The sequence below is a fragment of the Variovorax sp. SPNA7 genome, assembly GCF_033807855.1.
Classification (GTDB): domain Bacteria; phylum Pseudomonadota; class Gammaproteobacteria; order Burkholderiales; family Burkholderiaceae_C; genus Variovorax; species Variovorax beijingensis.
This window is the reverse complement of the sequence record NZ_CP138513.1, coordinates 5,538,736-5,553,958: the sequence shown is the minus strand read 5'-3', so window position 1 is coordinate 5,553,958 and position 15,223 is coordinate 5,538,736. Positions and strand designations below refer to the sequence as shown.

16 protein-coding genes are annotated in these 15,223 nt (G+C 68.8%); 10 read left to right on the top strand and 6 right to left on the bottom strand.

Annotated features, from left to right (window positions below; all coding sequences use genetic code 11):
- The first annotated feature begins 60 nt into the window (after positions 1-60).
- Positions 61-474 (top strand): hypothetical protein, encoded by a 414-nt coding sequence (locus tag RZE77_RS26060; RefSeq protein WP_319439892.1) that lies wholly within the window; start codon positions 61-63, stop codon positions 472-474.
- Between the two features lie 191 nt (positions 475-665).
- Positions 666-1,043 carry a VOC family protein gene (locus RZE77_RS26055; RefSeq protein WP_124958974.1) on the top strand — a complete coding sequence of 126 codons (378 nt, stop codon included), beginning with the start codon at positions 666-668 and terminating at the stop codon, positions 1,041-1,043.
- Positions 1,044-1,074: 31 nt separating this feature from the next.
- Here RZE77_RS26055 and RZE77_RS26050 read toward each other — a convergent pair whose 3' ends face one another.
- Both RZE77_RS26050 and RZE77_RS26045 read right to left on the bottom strand, forming a co-directional pair.
- The gene (locus RZE77_RS26050; protein ID WP_319439891.1) at positions 1,075-1,656 is read right to left on the bottom strand and encodes a superoxide dismutase; all 582 of its coding nucleotides are present in this window, start codon (positions 1,654-1,656) and stop codon (positions 1,075-1,077) included.
- A 41-nt stretch (positions 1,657-1,697) separates the two neighbouring features.
- Positions 1,698-2,366: a helix-turn-helix transcriptional regulator gene (locus RZE77_RS26045; protein WP_319439890.1), complete on the bottom strand. Its 669-nt coding sequence runs from the start codon at positions 2,364-2,366 to the stop codon at positions 1,698-1,700.
- 178 nt (positions 2,367-2,544) lie between these two features.
- On the opposite strand from RZE77_RS26045, the gene RZE77_RS26040 reads away from it, so the two are divergent.
- The 7 genes from RZE77_RS26040 to kdpE are packed head-to-tail and all read left to right on the top strand — an operon-like array spanning position 2,545 to position 10,674.
- Positions 2,545-2,670, top strand: a complete 126-nt coding sequence (locus tag RZE77_RS26040; RefSeq protein ID WP_268977785.1) for a hypothetical protein — start codon at positions 2,545-2,547, stop codon at positions 2,668-2,670.
- Complete coding sequence (gene kdpF, locus RZE77_RS26035) at positions 2,667-2,765, top strand: K(+)-transporting ATPase subunit F (RefSeq protein ID WP_018905139.1); 99 nt, start codon at positions 2,667-2,669, stop codon at positions 2,763-2,765. The genes RZE77_RS26040 and kdpF overlap by 4 nt, the downstream gene beginning before the upstream one ends.
- Before the next feature lies 1 nt (position 2,766).
- A complete protein-coding gene (kdpA, locus tag RZE77_RS26030) occupies positions 2,767-4,494 on the top strand; it encodes a potassium-transporting ATPase subunit KdpA (RefSeq protein WP_319439889.1) in 1,728 nt (575 codons plus the stop codon).
- 11 nt (positions 4,495-4,505) lie between these two features.
- Complete coding sequence (gene kdpB, locus RZE77_RS26025) at positions 4,506-6,602, top strand: potassium-transporting ATPase subunit KdpB (RefSeq protein ID WP_319439888.1); 2,097 nt, start codon at positions 4,506-4,508, stop codon at positions 6,600-6,602.
- Between the two features lie 13 nt (positions 6,603-6,615).
- The gene (gene kdpC / locus RZE77_RS26020) at positions 6,616-7,197 is read left to right on the top strand and encodes a potassium-transporting ATPase subunit KdpC (protein ID WP_319439887.1); all 582 of its coding nucleotides are present in this window, start codon (positions 6,616-6,618) and stop codon (positions 7,195-7,197) included.
- 17 nt (positions 7,198-7,214) lie between these two features.
- Positions 7,215-9,977: a DUF4118 domain-containing protein gene (locus tag RZE77_RS26015; protein ID WP_319439886.1), complete on the top strand. Its 2,763-nt coding sequence runs from the start codon at positions 7,215-7,217 to the stop codon at positions 9,975-9,977.
- Between the two features lie 4 nt (positions 9,978-9,981).
- Positions 9,982-10,674, top strand: coding sequence for a two-component system response regulator KdpE (gene kdpE, locus RZE77_RS26010; protein WP_319439885.1), 693 nt, complete (start codon positions 9,982-9,984; stop codon positions 10,672-10,674).
- A 143-nt stretch (positions 10,675-10,817) separates the two neighbouring features.
- Here kdpE and RZE77_RS26005 read toward each other — a convergent pair whose 3' ends face one another.
- From RZE77_RS26005 to RZE77_RS25990, 4 genes are all read right to left on the bottom strand, one after another.
- Positions 10,818-11,948, bottom strand: coding sequence for a zinc-binding dehydrogenase (locus tag RZE77_RS26005; RefSeq protein WP_319439884.1), 1,131 nt, complete (start codon positions 11,946-11,948; stop codon positions 10,818-10,820).
- A gap of 100 nt (positions 11,949-12,048) precedes the next feature.
- Positions 12,049-12,627, bottom strand: coding sequence for a dual specificity protein phosphatase family protein (locus RZE77_RS26000; RefSeq protein WP_319439883.1), 579 nt, complete (start codon positions 12,625-12,627; stop codon positions 12,049-12,051).
- Entirely contained in the window at positions 12,624-13,115 is a 492-nt protein-coding gene (locus RZE77_RS25995) for a hypothetical protein (protein WP_319439882.1), read from the bottom strand. The genes RZE77_RS26000 and RZE77_RS25995 overlap by 4 nt, the downstream gene beginning before the upstream one ends.
- Positions 13,112-14,251: an MGDG synthase family glycosyltransferase gene (locus RZE77_RS25990; RefSeq protein ID WP_319439881.1), complete on the bottom strand. Its 1,140-nt coding sequence runs from the start codon at positions 14,249-14,251 to the stop codon at positions 13,112-13,114. Before RZE77_RS25990 ends, RZE77_RS25995 begins: the two co-directional genes overlap by 4 nt.
- 144 nt (positions 14,252-14,395) lie before the next feature.
- Here RZE77_RS25990 and RZE77_RS25985 point away from each other — a divergent pair, with 144 nt between their 5' ends.
- Positions 14,396-15,217, top strand: coding sequence for a pseudouridine synthase (locus RZE77_RS25985; protein WP_015867735.1), 822 nt, complete (start codon positions 14,396-14,398; stop codon positions 15,215-15,217).
- Positions 15,218-15,223: the final 6 nt, after the last annotated feature.

Below are 15,223 nucleotides of genomic sequence, written 5' to 3'. Positions count from 1 at the left end.
CAACCGGGGCATAAGGCCGCGTCGAGTCCACGCACTCGCGCCACAGCGGGATATCGGCTCGTGCAGCAGCGATACCGCATAGCACTGCTCGTCGTCAGCAGCGTACTTTGGCTCGCCGCCGCACCGGCATGGGCGGACGGCACGGTGAGCTTCCGCGCACACATCTTGCCAATGATCAAAACAAAACCGGAGCTCGAGAAATTCCTGTTTGAAACGTTCAAGATTTCAGACGACGGACTGGGTACACGCATCTCTGACCAAGCGATGCCACACCTCGGTGGGGCTCGAACGGGGCCATACGCGTTTCAGGCGACGTGGCAAGGCACCGAGGGCGACACCCCGGTCACACTCATCATTGATACCGATATCAAATTTTTCGATAGAGCAGGGCGAGAAATCAAGAACGGACGCTTGAAACAAGCAGTCAGCTTTCAGGAAAGTTTCAGCTCTTTGGAAATTGAACCACCGCGCTGAAAGAAGTGAAATGACTTTGAAGTAGTGCGCTTATTCCGTGGATGTTCGGCCGCCCCACGGGCGTCATGAAGCGAGCAGGTAGCGCAGTATTGACATCGGCCGTCGCGAGGCAAATACTCCACCAAATGGTTGAGTATTTTTGGCTCGCCCGCCGCGCGTCCGCCGCGCGATGGGCTTCACAGGAGACTCTCATGCTCGGAAACATCAACGCGGTGGCCAATCTCGCGGTGAAGGATCTCGCCGTGGCGCGCCGTTTCTATGAAGACACGCTGGGCCTGGCGCAGGTCGATGCCGAGGGCGACGAGGTGGTCGTCTACCGCAGCGGCAACTCGCGCATCAACGTGTACCGCTCGGCCTTTGCGGGCACCAACCAGGCCACGGCCGTGACCTGGTCGGTCGGTGGCGACATCGAGCGCCTCGTGGCCGCGCTCAAGGCCAAGGGCGTGCGCTTCGAGCACTACGACATGCCCGGCGCAAAGCTCGAAGGCGACATCCATGTCATGGGCGACATGAAGGTCGCATGGTTCAAGGACCCGGACGGCAACATCCTCAACCTCATCAACGAGTGATGAGGATGCCCGCCGGGCCGAACCCGGCTCTTCAGCCGAAGTTCTTGGCCGCGAAGTCCCAGTTCACCAGCTTGGCCAGGAAGGTCTCGACGAACTTCGGGCGCAGGTTGCGGTAGTCGATGTAGTAGGCGTGCTCCCAGACGTCCACCGTCAGCACCGGGGTGTCGCCGGTGGTCAGCGGCGTGCCCGCGGCGCCCATGTTCACGATGTCCAGCGAGCCGTCGGCCTTCTTCACCAGCCAGGTCCAGCCCGAGCCGAAGTTGCCCACGGCCGACTTCACGAACGCTTCCTTGAAGGCGTCGTAGCTGCCCCACTTGGCATCGATGGCCTTGGCCAGCGCGCCGCTCGGAGCGCCGCCGCCCTGGGGCTTCATGCAGCTCCAGAAGAAGGTGTGGTTCCAGATCTGGGCGGCGTTGTTGTAGATGCCGCCGCTGGACTTCTTGACGATGTCCTCCAGGGGCATCGACTCGAACTCGGTGCCCTTTTGCAGGTTGTTGAGGTTCACCACGTAGGCGTTGTGGTGCTTGCCGTAGTGGTACTCGAGGGTCTCCTTCGAGTACTCGGGTGCCAGCGCGTCGAGGGCGTAGGGCAGGGGCGGCAGGGCGTGTTCCACGGTGGGTTTTTCCTTTCGGGTTTAGAAGAAATCGAATCGGATCAAGGCGCGCTCTTCGGAGTCACCTGGTAGGCACAGCGCCGCGCGCCCGCGAGCACGTGCTCGACGCGGCTCACGCTCACGCCGGGGCCCAGCACCTCATCGAAGAGCTGGAGCTCGCTGCGGCAAAAGCCCGTGCAGGCGCGCGCCGCGGTGCAGATGGGGCAATGGTTCTCGATGAAGAGGAAGCCATCGCCCTCGGGCCGCAGTTCGGCCATGTAGCCCTCTCGGCTGCGGATCTCGGCCAGCCGCTCGAGCTTGTTCTTCAGGCTGCGCGCGCCGCGCATGGCCTCGCGGTAGTTGGTGCGCATGGCCTCCTCGCGCGCGCCGATGAGCCGGTCCATGCCTTTCTCGCCGAACACGCTGATGACGGCGCTGATCATCTGCACCGTCATCTCGGCATGCGTGTCGGGAAAGCGTGCGTGGCCGGCGCCGGTGAGCCGCCATATCTGCGTGGGCCTGCCGCGGCCCGCGGGGCGGCTCTCGGCATCGACCAGGCCCTCGGCCTGCAGCTTGGCCATCTGCTGGCGCACGGCCTCCACCGTGACGTCGAGCACCTTGGCGATCTCGGGAATGCCGAGCGCGCCGCGGGTCTTGAGCGTGGACAGGATGCGGTCCGCCGGCTGATGCGGCATCCAGCCGGGCTTGGCGTCGAGGGGGCGCGTGGTCATCCTTTTCTTTATTCAAAGAGCTTGCTTTGATTATCAAATGACAGCCGAGGTGTTGTCGAGCACTTTGAAAAGGAGGGACGCCTTTACGGTTTCTTTATGCGCCCCCGCCGACTCTGTTCCCCGTTTTTACGGGCGCCTGCCGAGACTCGAGTCCTTGTTTTCGCTTGAGGAGTGATGAATGGACTTCGTCTGGATGGGCGCCTTGCTGGCGCTGTGGGCCGTGGTGGCGGCCATGGCCGTGGGGCTGGACCGGCTCGGCGCGCCGAAGAACGCGGCGGCATCGGCGCAAGGGGACGCATCGTGATCGGCCTCGAAGCGCTCTATGGCTTCGGCGCGCTGGTGGCCGTGGTCCTGTTCGCGTACCTCGTGTTCGCGCTGATCTGTGCCGAGGAGTTCTGAGATGACTTCCTCCGCCTGGGGCCTGCTGGTCCTCTTCCTGGCCGCACTGCTGGTGCTGGCCTGGCCCGTCGGCAAGTTCCTTGCCGCGCTGTGCAACGAGCGCGTGCCGCGCTGGATGCAGCGCGTCGAAGCGCCGCTCTACAAGATCGCCGGCACCAGGCCAGAGCAGTCGATGCACTGGCTGCGCTATGCGATCGCGCTGCTGGCCTTCAATGCCGTGGGTGCGGTCTTCGTCTATGCGCTGCAGCGCCTGCAGGGCTGGCTGCCGCTGAATCCCGCGGGCATGGGCGCCGTATCGCCCGACTCGGCCTTCAACACCGCGGTGAGCTTCGTCTCCAACACCAACTGGCAGGGCTATGGCGGCGAATCGGCCATGAGCTATCTCACGCAGATGCTCGGGCTCGCGGTGCAGAACTTCTTCTCGGCCGCCACGGGCATTGCGGTGGCCTTCGCGCTGATACGCGGCTTTGCGCGGCGCGGCGACGGCAAGGCCAAGGGCCTGGTCGGCAACTTCTGGGCCGACCTCACGCGCATCACGCTCTGGGTGCTGGTGCCGCTGTCGTTCGTGCTCGCGGTGTTCTTCGTGAGCCAGGGCACGATCCAGAACTTCGATGCCTACAAGACCGTGCAGACGGTCGAGGCCACGGCGGCGGGCGGGCAGACGCTCGCCATGGGCCCGGTGGCTTCGCAGGAAGCCATCAAGATGCTCGGCACCAACGGCGGCGGCTTCTTCAACGCCAACTCGGCGCATCCCTACGAGAACCCGAGCGCGCTCACCAACCTGCTGCAGATGATCGCGATCTTCCTGATCCCGGCGGCGCTGTGCTTCGCGTTCGGGCGCGTGGCGGGCGACCCGCGCCAGGGCTGGGCGGTGCTCGCGGCGATGACGGTGATGTTCGTGGCCGCGGTGATGGTCGTCATTCCCGCCGAGCAGGCGGGCAACCCGCTCCTCGGCGCGCTGGGCGTCGACCCGCTGCATGGCGCGCTGCAAAGCGGCGGCAACATGGAAGGCAAGGAGGTGCGCTTCGGCATTGATGCCTCGGCGCTCTTCGCCGCCGTCACCACGGCCGCCTCGTGCGGCGCGGTGATCTCGATGCACGACTCCTTCACGCCGCTCGGCGGCATGGTGCCCATGGTGCTGATGCAGCTGGGCGAAGTGGTGTTCGGCGGCGTGGGCAGCGGCCTGTACGGCATGCTGATCTTCGCGATGCTCGCGGTGTTCATTGCGGGGCTGATGATCGGCCGCACGCCCGAGTACCTCGGCAAGAAGATCGAGGTGCGCGAGATGAAGCTGATCTCCATCGCCATCCTCGTCACGCCGGTGCTGGTGCTGGCCGGCACGGCGGTGGCGGTAATGGCCGGCGCGGGCAAGGCCGGCATCGCGAACCCCGGCGCGCACGGCTTCTCCGAAATCCTTTACGCGCTGAGTTCGGCTGCCAACAACAACGGCAGCGCCTTCGCGGGCCTCTCCGCCAACACGCCGTTCTACAACGGCCTGCTCGGGCTTGCGATGTGGCTCGGCCGCTTCGCGGTGATCGTGCCGGTGCTGGCCATTGCCGGTTCGCTCGCGGCCAAGCAGCGCCTGCCCGTCACCGGCGGCACGCTGCCCACGCATGGCCCGTTGTTCGTCTCTCTGCTGATCGGCACCGTGCTGCTGGTCGGCTTGCTCAACTACGTGCCGGCGCTGGCCCTGGGGCCGGTGGTCGAACACCTCGTGCTCTGGAAATGAAGGAGCGCACCATGACCAACTCAAAGACCTCTCTCTCGCTGCTCGACGCGGCGCTGGTGAAGCCCGCGCTGTGGGGCGCCTTCGCCAAGCTGGATCCGCGCACGCAGTGGCGCAATCCGGTGATGTTCATCGTCTACATCGGCAGCATCCTCACGACGCTGCTCTGGGTGCATTCGCTGAGCTTCCCCGGCGACACCGGCATGAAGCCCGCCTTCGTTCTGGCCATCACCGTCTGGCTGTGGTTCACCGTGCTGTTCGCGAACTTTGCCGAGGCCCTGGCCGAGGGCCGCAGCAAGGCGCAGGCTGCTTCGCTGCGCGGCCTGCGCAAGGACACCTGGGCCAAGAAGCTCAAGGAGCCCCACCACGGCGCGGCATTCCTGCCGGAGCAGGCGCCGAACCTGCGCAAGGGCGACGTGGTGCTGGTGGAAACGGGCGATGTGATCCCGCTCGACGGCGAAGTGATCGAAGGCGTGGCCTCGGTGGACGAAAGCGCCATCACCGGCGAATCGGCCCCCGTGGTGCGCGAATCGGGCGGCGACTTCTCGGCCGTGACCGGCGGCACGCGCGTGCTGTCCGACTGGCTGGTGGTGCGCATCTCGGTGAACCCGGGCGAGTCGTTTCTCGACCGCATGATCGGCATGGTGGAGGCGGCCAAGCGCCACAAGACGCCCAACGAGATCGCGCTCACCATCCTGCTGGTGGCGCTGACGCTGGTGTTCCTGATGGTCACCGTCACGCTGCTGCCGTTCTCGGTGTTCAGCGTGGAAGCCGCGGGCGCGGGCGCCGTGGTGTCGCTTACCGCGCTGGTGGCGCTCCTGGTGTGCCTGATCCCGACCACCATCGGCGGCCTGCTCTCGGCCGTGGGCGTGGCCGGCATGAGCCGCATGATGCAGGCCAACGTGATCGCCACCTCGGGCCGCGCGGTGGAGGCGGCCGGCGACGTCGACGTGCTGCTGCTCGACAAGACCGGCACCATCACGCACGGCAACCGCCAGGCCAGCGCTTTCCTGCCCGCGCCCGGCGTGCCGAAGGGCCGCCTCGCACGGGCCGCCATGCTCGCCTCGCTGGCCGATGAAACGCCCGAGGGCCGCAGCATCGTCGAACTCGCTCGCCGCGATGGCCTGGAGGCCGCATCTGTCGAAGGCGCGCGCTTCGTTTCTTTTACAGCCCAGACCCGCATGAGCGGCGTCGACTTGCCGGCCGCATCCAACAGCCTCGACACCGACGCGGTGCTGCTGCGCAAGGGCGCCGTCGATGCGATCCGCCGGCATGTCGAATCGCTGGGCGGCAGCGTGCCTGCCGAGGTGCTGCGCGCGTCCGAGGAAACGGCGCGCCGCGGCAGCACGCCGCTGGCCGTGGCCGAGGGCAACCGCGTGCTCGGCGTGGTCGAGCTCAAGGACATCGTCAAGACCGGCATCAAGGAGCGCTTTGCCGAGCTGCGCCGCATGGGCATCAAGACCGTGATGATCACCGGCGACAACAAGCTCACCGCCGCGGCCATTGCGGCCGAGGCCGGCGTCGACGATTTCCTGGCCGAAGCCACGCCCGAGGACAAGCTCGCGCTGATCCGCAAGTACCAGTCCGAAGGCCGCCTGGTCGCGATGACCGGCGACGGCACCAACGACGCGCCCGCCCTCGCGCAGGCCGACGTGGCGGTGGCCATGGGCAGCGGCACGCAGGCCGCGAAAGAGGCCGGCAACATGGTCGACCTGGACTCGAACCCGACCAAGCTGCTCGAGGTGGTGGAGACCGGCAAGGCGCTGCTCATGACGCGCGGCTCGCTCACCACCTTCTCGATCGCGAACGACGTGGCGAAATACTTCGCGATCATTCCGGCGATCTTCGTCTCGACCTATCCGCAGCTCGGCGCACTCAACGTGATGCGGCTCGCGAGCCCGTCGTCGGCCATTCTGTCGGCGGTGATCTTCAACGCGCTGGTCATCGTGTTCCTGATTCCGCTCGCGCTCAAGGGCGTGCGCTACCGGCCGGTGGGCGCGGCCGCGCTGCTGCGGCGCAACCTGGCCATCTACGGGCTGGGCGGCCTGCTCGTTCCCTTCATCGGCATCAAGCTGATCGACTGGCTGCTGGTCGCAGTCCATCTGGTCTGAGGAGTTCTTCACCATGAACAACGTCATTCGTCCCGCGCTTGTGCTCTTCGCGCTGTTGGGCGCGCTCACCGGCCTGGTCTATCCGCTGGCCGTCACCGGCGCCGCCAAGGCGCTGTTTCCGTCGCAGGCGGCGGGCAGCCTGGTCGTGCAGGGCGGCACCGCCGTGGGCTCCAGCCTCATCGGCCAGAACTTCAGCGATCCGAAGCACTTCTGGGGCCGGCCCTCGGCCACCGCGCCGCAGCCCTACAACGCGAGCGCTTCGGGCGGCTCGAACCTCGGGCCGCTCAACCCGGCGCTGGCCGATGCGGTCAAGGCGCGCATCGAGGCGCTGCGCGCCGCCGACCCGGGCAATGCCGCGCCGGTGCCGGTCGACCTCGTCACGGCCTCGGCCAGCGGGCTCGACCCCGACATCAGCCCCGCCGCCGCGCAGTACCAGGCGGCGCGCGTGGCGCGCGTGCGCGGCCTGCCGCCCGAGCAGGTGAATGCACTGGTCGCCAGCCACACGCAGGCGCCGCTCTGGGGCTTGCTGGGCGAGCCGCGCGTCAATGTGCTGGCATTGAATCTCGCGCTCGATGAAGGCGCGCCGATGCGCTAACCTGCGCAGCCACCGCCATGCCGCCTGACGCCCGCCCCGATCCCGATGCCCTGCTTGCGCAATTGCGCAGCGACGAGGCGCGTGCGCTGCGCGGCAAGCTGCGCATCTACTTCGGCGCCAGCGCCGGCGTCGGCAAGACCTGGGCCATGCTGAGTGCCGCACAGCGCGAGCGTGCCGCGGGGCGCGACGTGCTGGTCGGCGTGGCCGAAACCCATGGCCGCAGCGAAACCGCGGCGCTGCTCGCGGGGCTCGACGTGCTGCCGCCGCGCGAGGTGGACCACCGCGGCCGCACGCTGGCCGAGTTCGATCTCGACGCCGCGCTGGCGCGCAAGCCCGCCGTGCTGCTGGTCGATGAACTGGCCCACACCAATGCGCCCGGCTCGCGCCATGCCAAGCGCTGGCAGGACGTGCAGGAGCTGCTGGCTGCGGGCATCGAGGTGTGGTCGGCGCTCAACGTGCAGCACCTGGAAAGCCTCAACGGCACCGTCGGCGCCATCACCGGCGTGCGGGTGCACGAGACCGTGCCCGACACCGTGCTGGACGAAGCCGACGAGGTGGTGCTGGTCGACGTCACGCCCGACGAACTCGCGGCGCGGCTCGCGGCCGGCAAGGTCTATCTGCCGCAGCAAGCCGAGCGCGCTGCGCAGAACTTTTTCCGCAAGGGCAACCTGATCGCGCTGCGCGAGATTGCGCTGCGCCGCACCGCCGAGCATGTGGAAGACGACGTGCGCGGCTGGCGCGTCGAGCAGTCGGGCGCGGCCGGCCGCAACGGGGGCAATGGGCAGGGCGGCGAGCTGCAGGCCTGGAACACCTCGGGCGCGATCCTCGCGTGCGTCGGGCCGCACGAGGGCGCCGCGCAGACGGTGCGCACCGCGGCGCGGCTCGCGGGCCAGCTCAATGTGCGCTGGCATGCGGCGTACGTCGAGACGCCGCGGCTGCAGCGGCTCGCCGCCGAGGAGCGCGACCGCATCCTCGCGGTGCTCAAGCTCGCCGAAGAACTGGGTGCGGCCACCGCGGTGCTCACGGGTTCCGACGTGGCCGAGCAGCTGGCCGAGCAGGCGCGGCGGCTCAATTGCGCCACGCTGGTGCTGGGGCGCCCCGCGCCGGCCACCGGCTGGCGCCGCTGGTGGCCCGCCACGCCGGTGCCGATGCCGCGCGCGCTGGCCCGGCGCGCGCCCGCGCTCGACATCATGGAGGTCGGCCGCGCCGACAGTTCGCGCCGCCTGTCGCGCGCGCCCATCGCCGGCGAGCGCGCCGATGACGACGACCACGAGAAGGCGCCCGTCCATTGGCCGGGCTATGCCTGGGCCACGGCCGCGAGCGTCGCGCTCACGCTGCTGTGCACGCCGCTGGCCGCCGTGCTGGAACTGTCCAACATCGTGATGCTGTTCATGCTGGGCGTGGTCGGCGTGGCGATGCGCTTCGGCCGTGGGCCTTCGGCGCTCGCAGCCCTGCTCAACGTGGCGGCGTTTGACTATTTTTTCGTGCCGCCGCGCCTGTCGTTCGCGGTGAGCGACGTGCAGTACGTGCTGACCTTCGCGATCATGCTGGGCGTGGGCCTGCTCGTGGGCCAGCTGATGGCGGGGCTGCGCTTTGCGGCCGGCGTGTCGACCAGCCGCGAGCGGCGCGCGCGCTCGCTGTTCGAACTCACGCGCGAACTCTCCGCCGCGCTGGAGAGCACGCAGGTGGTGGCGCTGGGCGCCGCCGCGGTGCAGGGCCATTTCGGCGGCCATGCGCTGGTGCTGGTCACCGACGCGGCCGACCAGCTCGTGCTGCCGAAGAACCCGCCCGAAGGCTTCGATGCGCAGGTGGCCGACTGGGCCTTCCGCCATGGCCAGCCCGCCGGCCTGGCCACCGCCACGCTGGCGGCCCAGCCCTGGCATTACGTGCCGCTGCAGGCGCCGATGCGCGTGCGCGGCGTGCTCGCGCTGTCGCCGGCGCATCCGCGCTGGCTGCTGATTCCGGAGCAGGCGCAGCAGCTCGACACCCTGGCGCGGCAGATCGCGATTGCGCTGGAGCGCGTGCACTATGTGGAAGTGGCGCAGCAGGCGGTGGTCGAGATGGAATCGGAGCGCCTGCGCAATGCGCTGCTCGGCGCCATCTCGCACGACGTGCGCACGCCGCTCACCGCATTGATTGCGCTCGCCGAATCGCTGCAGACGCTGCCGCCCGAGGCGCATGCCGAGGCGGCGCGCGCCATCGTCGCGCAGGCGCATGAACTGCACGCGCTGGTCAACAACCTGCTCGACATGGCGCGGCTCGAAAGCGGCATTGCGGGCGGCGCGGTGAACCTGCGGCGCGACTGGCAGTCGGTGGAAGAAGTGGTCGGCTCGGCCATCCGCGCGGCGCGCCCCGCGCTCGGCAATACCGTGGTGCAGACCGCGCTCGAGCCCGGGCTTCCGCTGGTCGAGTTCGATGCCGTGCTGATCGAGCGCGTGCTGGTCAACCTGATCGAGAACGCCACCAAGTACGGCGCGCCGCCCATCATGGTCGGCGCGCGGGCCGAGCCCGGCACGCTGAGGCTCACGGTGCGCGACCACGGCCCGGGCCTGCCCACGGCGCTGCTGGGCCGCGAGCAGAAGCTGTTCGACAAGTTCACCCGCGGCGAAACCGAATCGGCCACGCCGGGCGTGGGCCTGGGCCTGGCGATCTGCCGCGCCGTGGTGAGCGCGCACGGCGGCGAGATTGCCGCGGCCAATGCGCAGGGCGGCGGTGCAGAATTCACGGTCACCCTGCCGCGCCGGGAGCCACCGGAACCGGCCGAAGAAGCCCAACTCTGAACCCATGCCATCGCCCACCGCCATCGTGATCGAGGACGAGCCGCAGATCCGCCGCTTCGTGCGCGGCGCGCTCGAGGCCGAAGGCTGGCTGGTGCACGAGGCCGGCACGCTGCGCGATGGCTTGGCCGCGGCCGGCACGCGCCAGCCCGACCTGCTGGTGCTCGACCTCGGCCTGCCCGACGGCGATGGCGTGTCGCTGATCCGCGATGTGCGCGGCTGGTCGGCCGTGCCGATCATCGTGCTGTCCGCGCGCAGCGACGAGGCCGACAAGATCGCCGCGCTCGATGCCGGCGCCGACGACTACCTGACCAAGCCCTTCGGCACCGGCGAACTGCTCGCGCGCGTGCGCGCCAACCTGCGCCGGCCGCGCGCGACGGGCGGCGACGAAGCGGCAGAAGCGGTGTTCCGTTTCGGCGAGGTCGAGCTGGACCGCGCCGCGCGCATCGTGCGCCGCGCCGGCGCCGAGGTGCATCTCACGCCGACCGAGTACCGGCTGCTTTCAGTGCTCGTTGCCAACGCCGGCCGCGTGCTCACGCAGCGCCAGCTGCTGCGCGAGGTGTGGGGGCCGTCGCACACGGACCAGAGCCACTATCTGCGCATCTACATGGGGCATCTGCGGCAGAAGCTGGAGGCGGATCCGGCGCAGCCGCGGCATTTGTTGACGGAGACTGCGGTGGGGTATCGGCTGGTGGTTTAGCTCGCTGACGCCGCGCTTTGTCGGGCGCACAGAGCCCTCACCCCAGCCCTCTCCCGGAGGGAGAGGGAGCAACAGCCGACACCGTCACTCCCCGTCTTGTCCCCTCTCCCTCTGGGAGAGGGTTAGGGTGAGGGCAGCAGCATTCAAGCCGCCACACCCTTGTTCGGATTCAACAAGAACTTCTCCCCCGTCGCCTGCTTCCCATACACGCCAATCGCATCGAGCTGCAGCGCCTCGAGCAACGAGACCTCCCGCGTGTAATGGCTCGCAAACGTGGTCTTCAACTCGGCCACCACGCGCGCCTTCAGCCGCTGCACACCTTCATCCCCGAGCTTCTGCAGGAACGGAAACAGCAGCCACCCGCCCATGCCCCATGCCATGCCGAAGTTGCGCACGAACTCCGTCGGCGAGCGGTCCAGGCCGCCATAGATGTAGACCTGCTTGTGCGTGGTCGAGCCATAGCGGCTGTATTCCTTGGCGCTGCGGTTCAGCGCCGCTTCCATGCAACCGAGGATCTGGCCCGCGAGCTTGCCGCCGCCCGTGGCGTCGAAGGCCAGCGTAGCGCCGGTCTCGACCAGAGCCTGCGTCAGGTCTTCGAGGAAGGTGGGCGAGCTCGCGTTGCACACGTACTTTGCGCCGATGCCGCGCAGCAGCGCTTCCTGCTCGGGCTTGCGCACGATGTTGACCAGCGCGATGCCGTCCTTCTGGCAGATCTTGTTGAGCATCTGGCCCAGGTTGGATGCGGCGGCCGTGTGCACCAGCGCCTTGTGGCCTTCGCGCCGCATCGTCTCGACCATGCCGAGCGACGTGAGCGGGTTCACGAAGCACGAGGCGCCTTCGGTCGGCGCCGTGCCTGCGGGCAGTTCCAGGCACTGGGCCGCGGCCACCACGCGGTACTGCGAATACATCGCGCCGCCGATCGCGGCCACCGTCTTGCCCAGCAGCGCCTGCGCCGCCGCGGACGAGCCGGCCTTGACCACCACGCCGGCGCCTTCGTTGCCGACCGGCATCGACTGGTCCAGCCGGCCGGCCATGGCCGGCATGGCGCGCTCGGGCACCGTGGCCGTCACGACGGGGCGCTCGGGCGTGCCGGAGATCTTGGCGGTGCCCATGTCGGCCGCGCCGAACAGCAGGCCCAGGTCCGACGGATTCATCGGCGAGGCCTCGATGCGGATCACGACTTCGTGCGCCTGGGGTTCAGGAATCGGCTCGTCGTGCAGCGAGAGTTCGAGTTCGCCGTTCGCGCGGATGAGGGAGCGCAGTTGCAGTGCCATGGATGAGCCCCTTGCGCCTCGTGAAAGAGGCAGGTTCGAAGGTGGCCCGGGGCCACGGGGCGGCCAGTATAGGAGCGGTGCGCGAAAGCTGCAGACGCCTTCAGGACACCGCCGGAATCGCCGGCGCATGGGCCAGCGCATGGCCCATCTTCCCTGCATCGAAGCGCTCGATGTAGCGCGGAATGTTGCGCCACAGCGTGTGGTAGCCGTAGCCGCCGCGGAACATCTCCTGCCGCGCGCTCTCCTTGTCCCAGCCCTGCACCGCCATGCGGTAGGCCGCCGCGACCACGCCGGTGCGGTCGGCGCCGTGCATGCAGTGGATCAGCACCGGCCCCTGCTTCTCGGCCTCGCGAATGGCCACCAGCGCGCGCAGCACCTTGGCGTCGTCGATCGACCAGGTGTTGATCGGCACGCGCACCAGGCGGATGCCGCTGCCCGCGAACACCTTCCGGTCGTCGTTGAAGGAGCGCAGGCTCACGATGGTGCGGATGCCCAGCGCCTTCAGCGCCGCCACGTTGGCGATGCGCGGCTGCGCGCTGCGGTACAGCGTGGGCGTGATGCGGTGCAGGTTCTCGACCCCGAGCGTGTCGAGCGGATCGGCCCAGTGCTCGGGGCGCGGCGCGGCGTGCGCCGCGGCGGCGTCGCTGCCGTTCCTTCGCTTGTGCTTCCTTGCGCTCATTTCGCGCGCCGCCAGTGCCGCGTCACCAGGATCAGCAGGGCCACCGCCAGGCCGCCCCAATAGTCGACCGGCGCGCCCCAGATCCAGTGCTTGTGCCAGAACGCATCCACCGCATTGAAGCGCGCCCAGCCGAAGGCCGGGTTGATCATGAACCAGAGAAAGTCCTCGCAGACCCAGAACACGATCAGGCCCGCCACGGCCAGCCCCACGTCGCGCCAGGTCCAGCGTCCGTTGAAGGCCAACGGCGCGAAGAACACCAGCACCATGAAGGTGAAGACCCAGGCGTGGTAGCCGGTCATCGCGCGCCCGCCCCAGAAGATGTCGAGCCAGATGCTGTTCTCGATGCGCCAGGTGGGCAGCGAGGTGGCCCAGCCGGCGCCGCCTTCGATCTGGATCTCGGCGTTGGCAAAGAAGAAGGCCATCACCACCACCCATGCCAGGTAGCCGAGCGTGCGGGCCACGCCCGTCTTTTCCACGGCGCCCGTCATGCGGCTTCGCCCAGCACGTGGCGCAGCACCGCGGCCGCCGCGCGCGGCTTGCCGAGCGCGCGGCTGCGCCCGGCCATGGCCGCCAGCTTGGCGGGGTCGGCCATGAGGCGCGCCACCTTGTAGTCCAGGCCGATGGCGTCGTAGGCGAGCCAGCCCGCGCCTTCTTCCATCAGGAAGCCGGCGTTGTGTTCTTCCTGGCCCGGAATCGGCGAGATCAGCAGCATCGGCTTGCCGAGTGCCAGGCATTCCGACACCGTGAGCCCGCCGGGCTTGGTCACCACCAGGTCGGCCGCGGCCATGAGCTTGTGCATCTCGTTGGTGAAGCCGATGGCCACCACGCGCCCCGGATGGCGGGCGGCCAGGGCCTGCAGCTTGCCGTGGGCCTCGGCGTTGCGGCCGGCCACGGCAATCACCTGCAGGCCGCTGTCGCCGTCGAGCGAGAGCACGCGCTCGACCATGCTCGCCAGGTCGCCGACGCCCGCGCCGCCCGAGGCCATCAGCAGCACCGGCCGCGCGGGGTCGAGGCCGAGCGCCGTGGCGCAGGCATTGCGCGCAAGCGCCGGCGCATCGGGTTCGGAGAAGGCCGGCATCACCGGAATGCCCGTCACGTGGATGCGCTCGGCGGGAATGCCGCGCGCTTGCAGCCTGAAGGCCACTTCCTCCGTCGCGGCCAGGTAGCCCGCCATGCCGGGCACCAGCCACATGTTGTGCAGGTCGTAGTCGGTGATCTGCAGCCACACCGGGTAGTCGATGCGGCCGCGGTTGCGCTCGCGCATCAGCAGCTCGGCGGGCAGGAAGTGGGTGCAGATCACGGCGTCGGGCCTTTCGCGGCGGATCTCGCGCAGCAGGGCGCCGGTGCTCAGCCGCTCGATGCCGCGGCGCAGGCGCTGCGAAGGCGCATGGTGCGGCGTGGCGTCGGTGCGCTGGTGCAGGTAGGACCACAGCTCGGGCGCGCGGTTCACGAGCTGGATGTACCAGTCGGTGTAGACCTTCCGGAAACCGCCGGCCACATGGGCCATGGCATCGATGTGGACCGCCGTGTGCGACGGGGTCGATTGCACCGCGGCTTCGAGGGCTTGCGCTGCGCGCACGTGGCCGTTGCCGGCGCTCACGCTGAGGATCAGGATTTTGGTCATGCGGGTCCGGGCCGTCGGCGGGCCATTGGCGCGCATTATCCCCATGCATTGCGACACATTCCGCGGGCCGCCGCCATCGGCGAAAATGCGGCTGCGCACCGCTTCACCGGGCGTGACCCGCCCCCAACCGACCGCGCCCCCCGCATGACCGACGCCCCCGCCCCGATCCGCCTCAACAAACGCATGGCCGAGCTCGGCCTCTGCTCGCGCCGCGAGGCCGACGAATGGATCGCCAACGGCTGGGTGAAGGTGAACGGCAAGCCGGCCGAAATGGGCGTGAAGGTCACGCCCTCCGACCGCATCGAGGTCGACAAGGCCGCCAAGGGCCAGCAGGCGAACCAGGTCACCATCCTGATCAACAAGCCCATCGGCTACGTGAGCGGCCAGGCCGAAGACGGCCATGAGCCCGCGGTGACGCTCTTCACGCCGCAGAACCGCTGGGCCGAGGACAACGCGCGCTTCTTCTTCAGCCCGCAGCAGCTGCGCGGCCTGGCGCCGTGCGGCCGGCTCGACATCGATTCCATCGGCCTGCTGGTGATGACGCAGGACGGGCGCATCGCGCGCCAGCTGATCGGCGAAGACTCGGTGATGGAGAAGGAGTACCTGGTGCGCGTGGCCTACCACGGCCTGGGCCAGCCCGCGCCCACCGGGCAGCTGGTGCGCATGGACGACGACGACCCCGTCACCACCAACGTGCAGGCGGTGTTTCCGCCCGCGATGCTCGCCAGGCTGCGCCACGGCCTGAGCCTCGACGGCCAGCCGCTCAAGCCGGCGCGCGTCGAATGGCAGAACCCCGAGCAATTGCGCTTCGTGCTCACCGAGGGCAAGAAGCGCCAGATCCGCCGCATGTGCGAGCTGGTCGGCCTGAAGGTGGTGGGCCTGAAGCGCGTGCGCATCGGCAAGGTGATGCTCGGCAACCTGCCCGTGGGGCAGTGGCGCTATCTCGGTCCGCACGAGAAGTTCTGAGCGGTT

Excerpts from the sequence above, each read along its gene's own strand:
- RZE77_RS26055 (WP_124958974.1), top strand. The coding sequence starts at position 666 with ATGCTCGGAAACATCAACGCGGTGGCCAATCTCGCGGTGAAGGATCTC.
- RZE77_RS26045 (WP_319439890.1), bottom strand. The coding sequence starts at position 2,366 with ATGACCACGCGCCCCCTCGACGCCAAGCCCGGCTGGATGCCGCATCAG.
- RZE77_RS26040 (WP_268977785.1), top strand. The coding sequence starts at position 2,545 with ATGGACTTCGTCTGGATGGGCGCCTTGCTGGCGCTGTGGGCCGTGGTG.
- kdpA (WP_319439889.1), top strand. The coding sequence starts at position 2,767 with ATGACTTCCTCCGCCTGGGGCCTGCTGGTCCTCTTCCTGGCCGCACTG.
- kdpB (WP_319439888.1), top strand. The coding sequence starts at position 4,506 with ATGACCAACTCAAAGACCTCTCTCTCGCTGCTCGACGCGGCGCTGGTG.
- kdpC (WP_319439887.1), top strand. The coding sequence starts at position 6,616 with ATGAACAACGTCATTCGTCCCGCGCTTGTGCTCTTCGCGCTGTTGGGC.
- RZE77_RS26015 (WP_319439886.1), top strand. The coding sequence starts at position 7,215 with ATGCCGCCTGACGCCCGCCCCGATCCCGATGCCCTGCTTGCGCAATTG.
- kdpE (WP_319439885.1), top strand. The coding sequence starts at position 9,982 with ATGCCATCGCCCACCGCCATCGTGATCGAGGACGAGCCGCAGATCCGC.
- RZE77_RS26005 (WP_319439884.1), bottom strand. The coding sequence starts at position 11,948 with ATGGCACTGCAACTGCGCTCCCTCATCCGCGCGAACGGCGAACTCGAA.
- RZE77_RS26000 (WP_319439883.1), bottom strand. The coding sequence starts at position 12,627 with ATGAGCGCAAGGAAGCACAAGCGAAGGAACGGCAGCGACGCCGCCGCG.
- RZE77_RS25995 (WP_319439882.1), bottom strand. The coding sequence starts at position 13,115 with ATGACGGGCGCCGTGGAAAAGACGGGCGTGGCCCGCACGCTCGGCTAC.
- RZE77_RS25990 (WP_319439881.1), bottom strand. The coding sequence starts at position 14,251 with ATGACCAAAATCCTGATCCTCAGCGTGAGCGCCGGCAACGGCCACGTG.
- RZE77_RS25985 (WP_015867735.1), top strand. The coding sequence starts at position 14,396 with ATGACCGACGCCCCCGCCCCGATCCGCCTCAACAAACGCATGGCCGAG.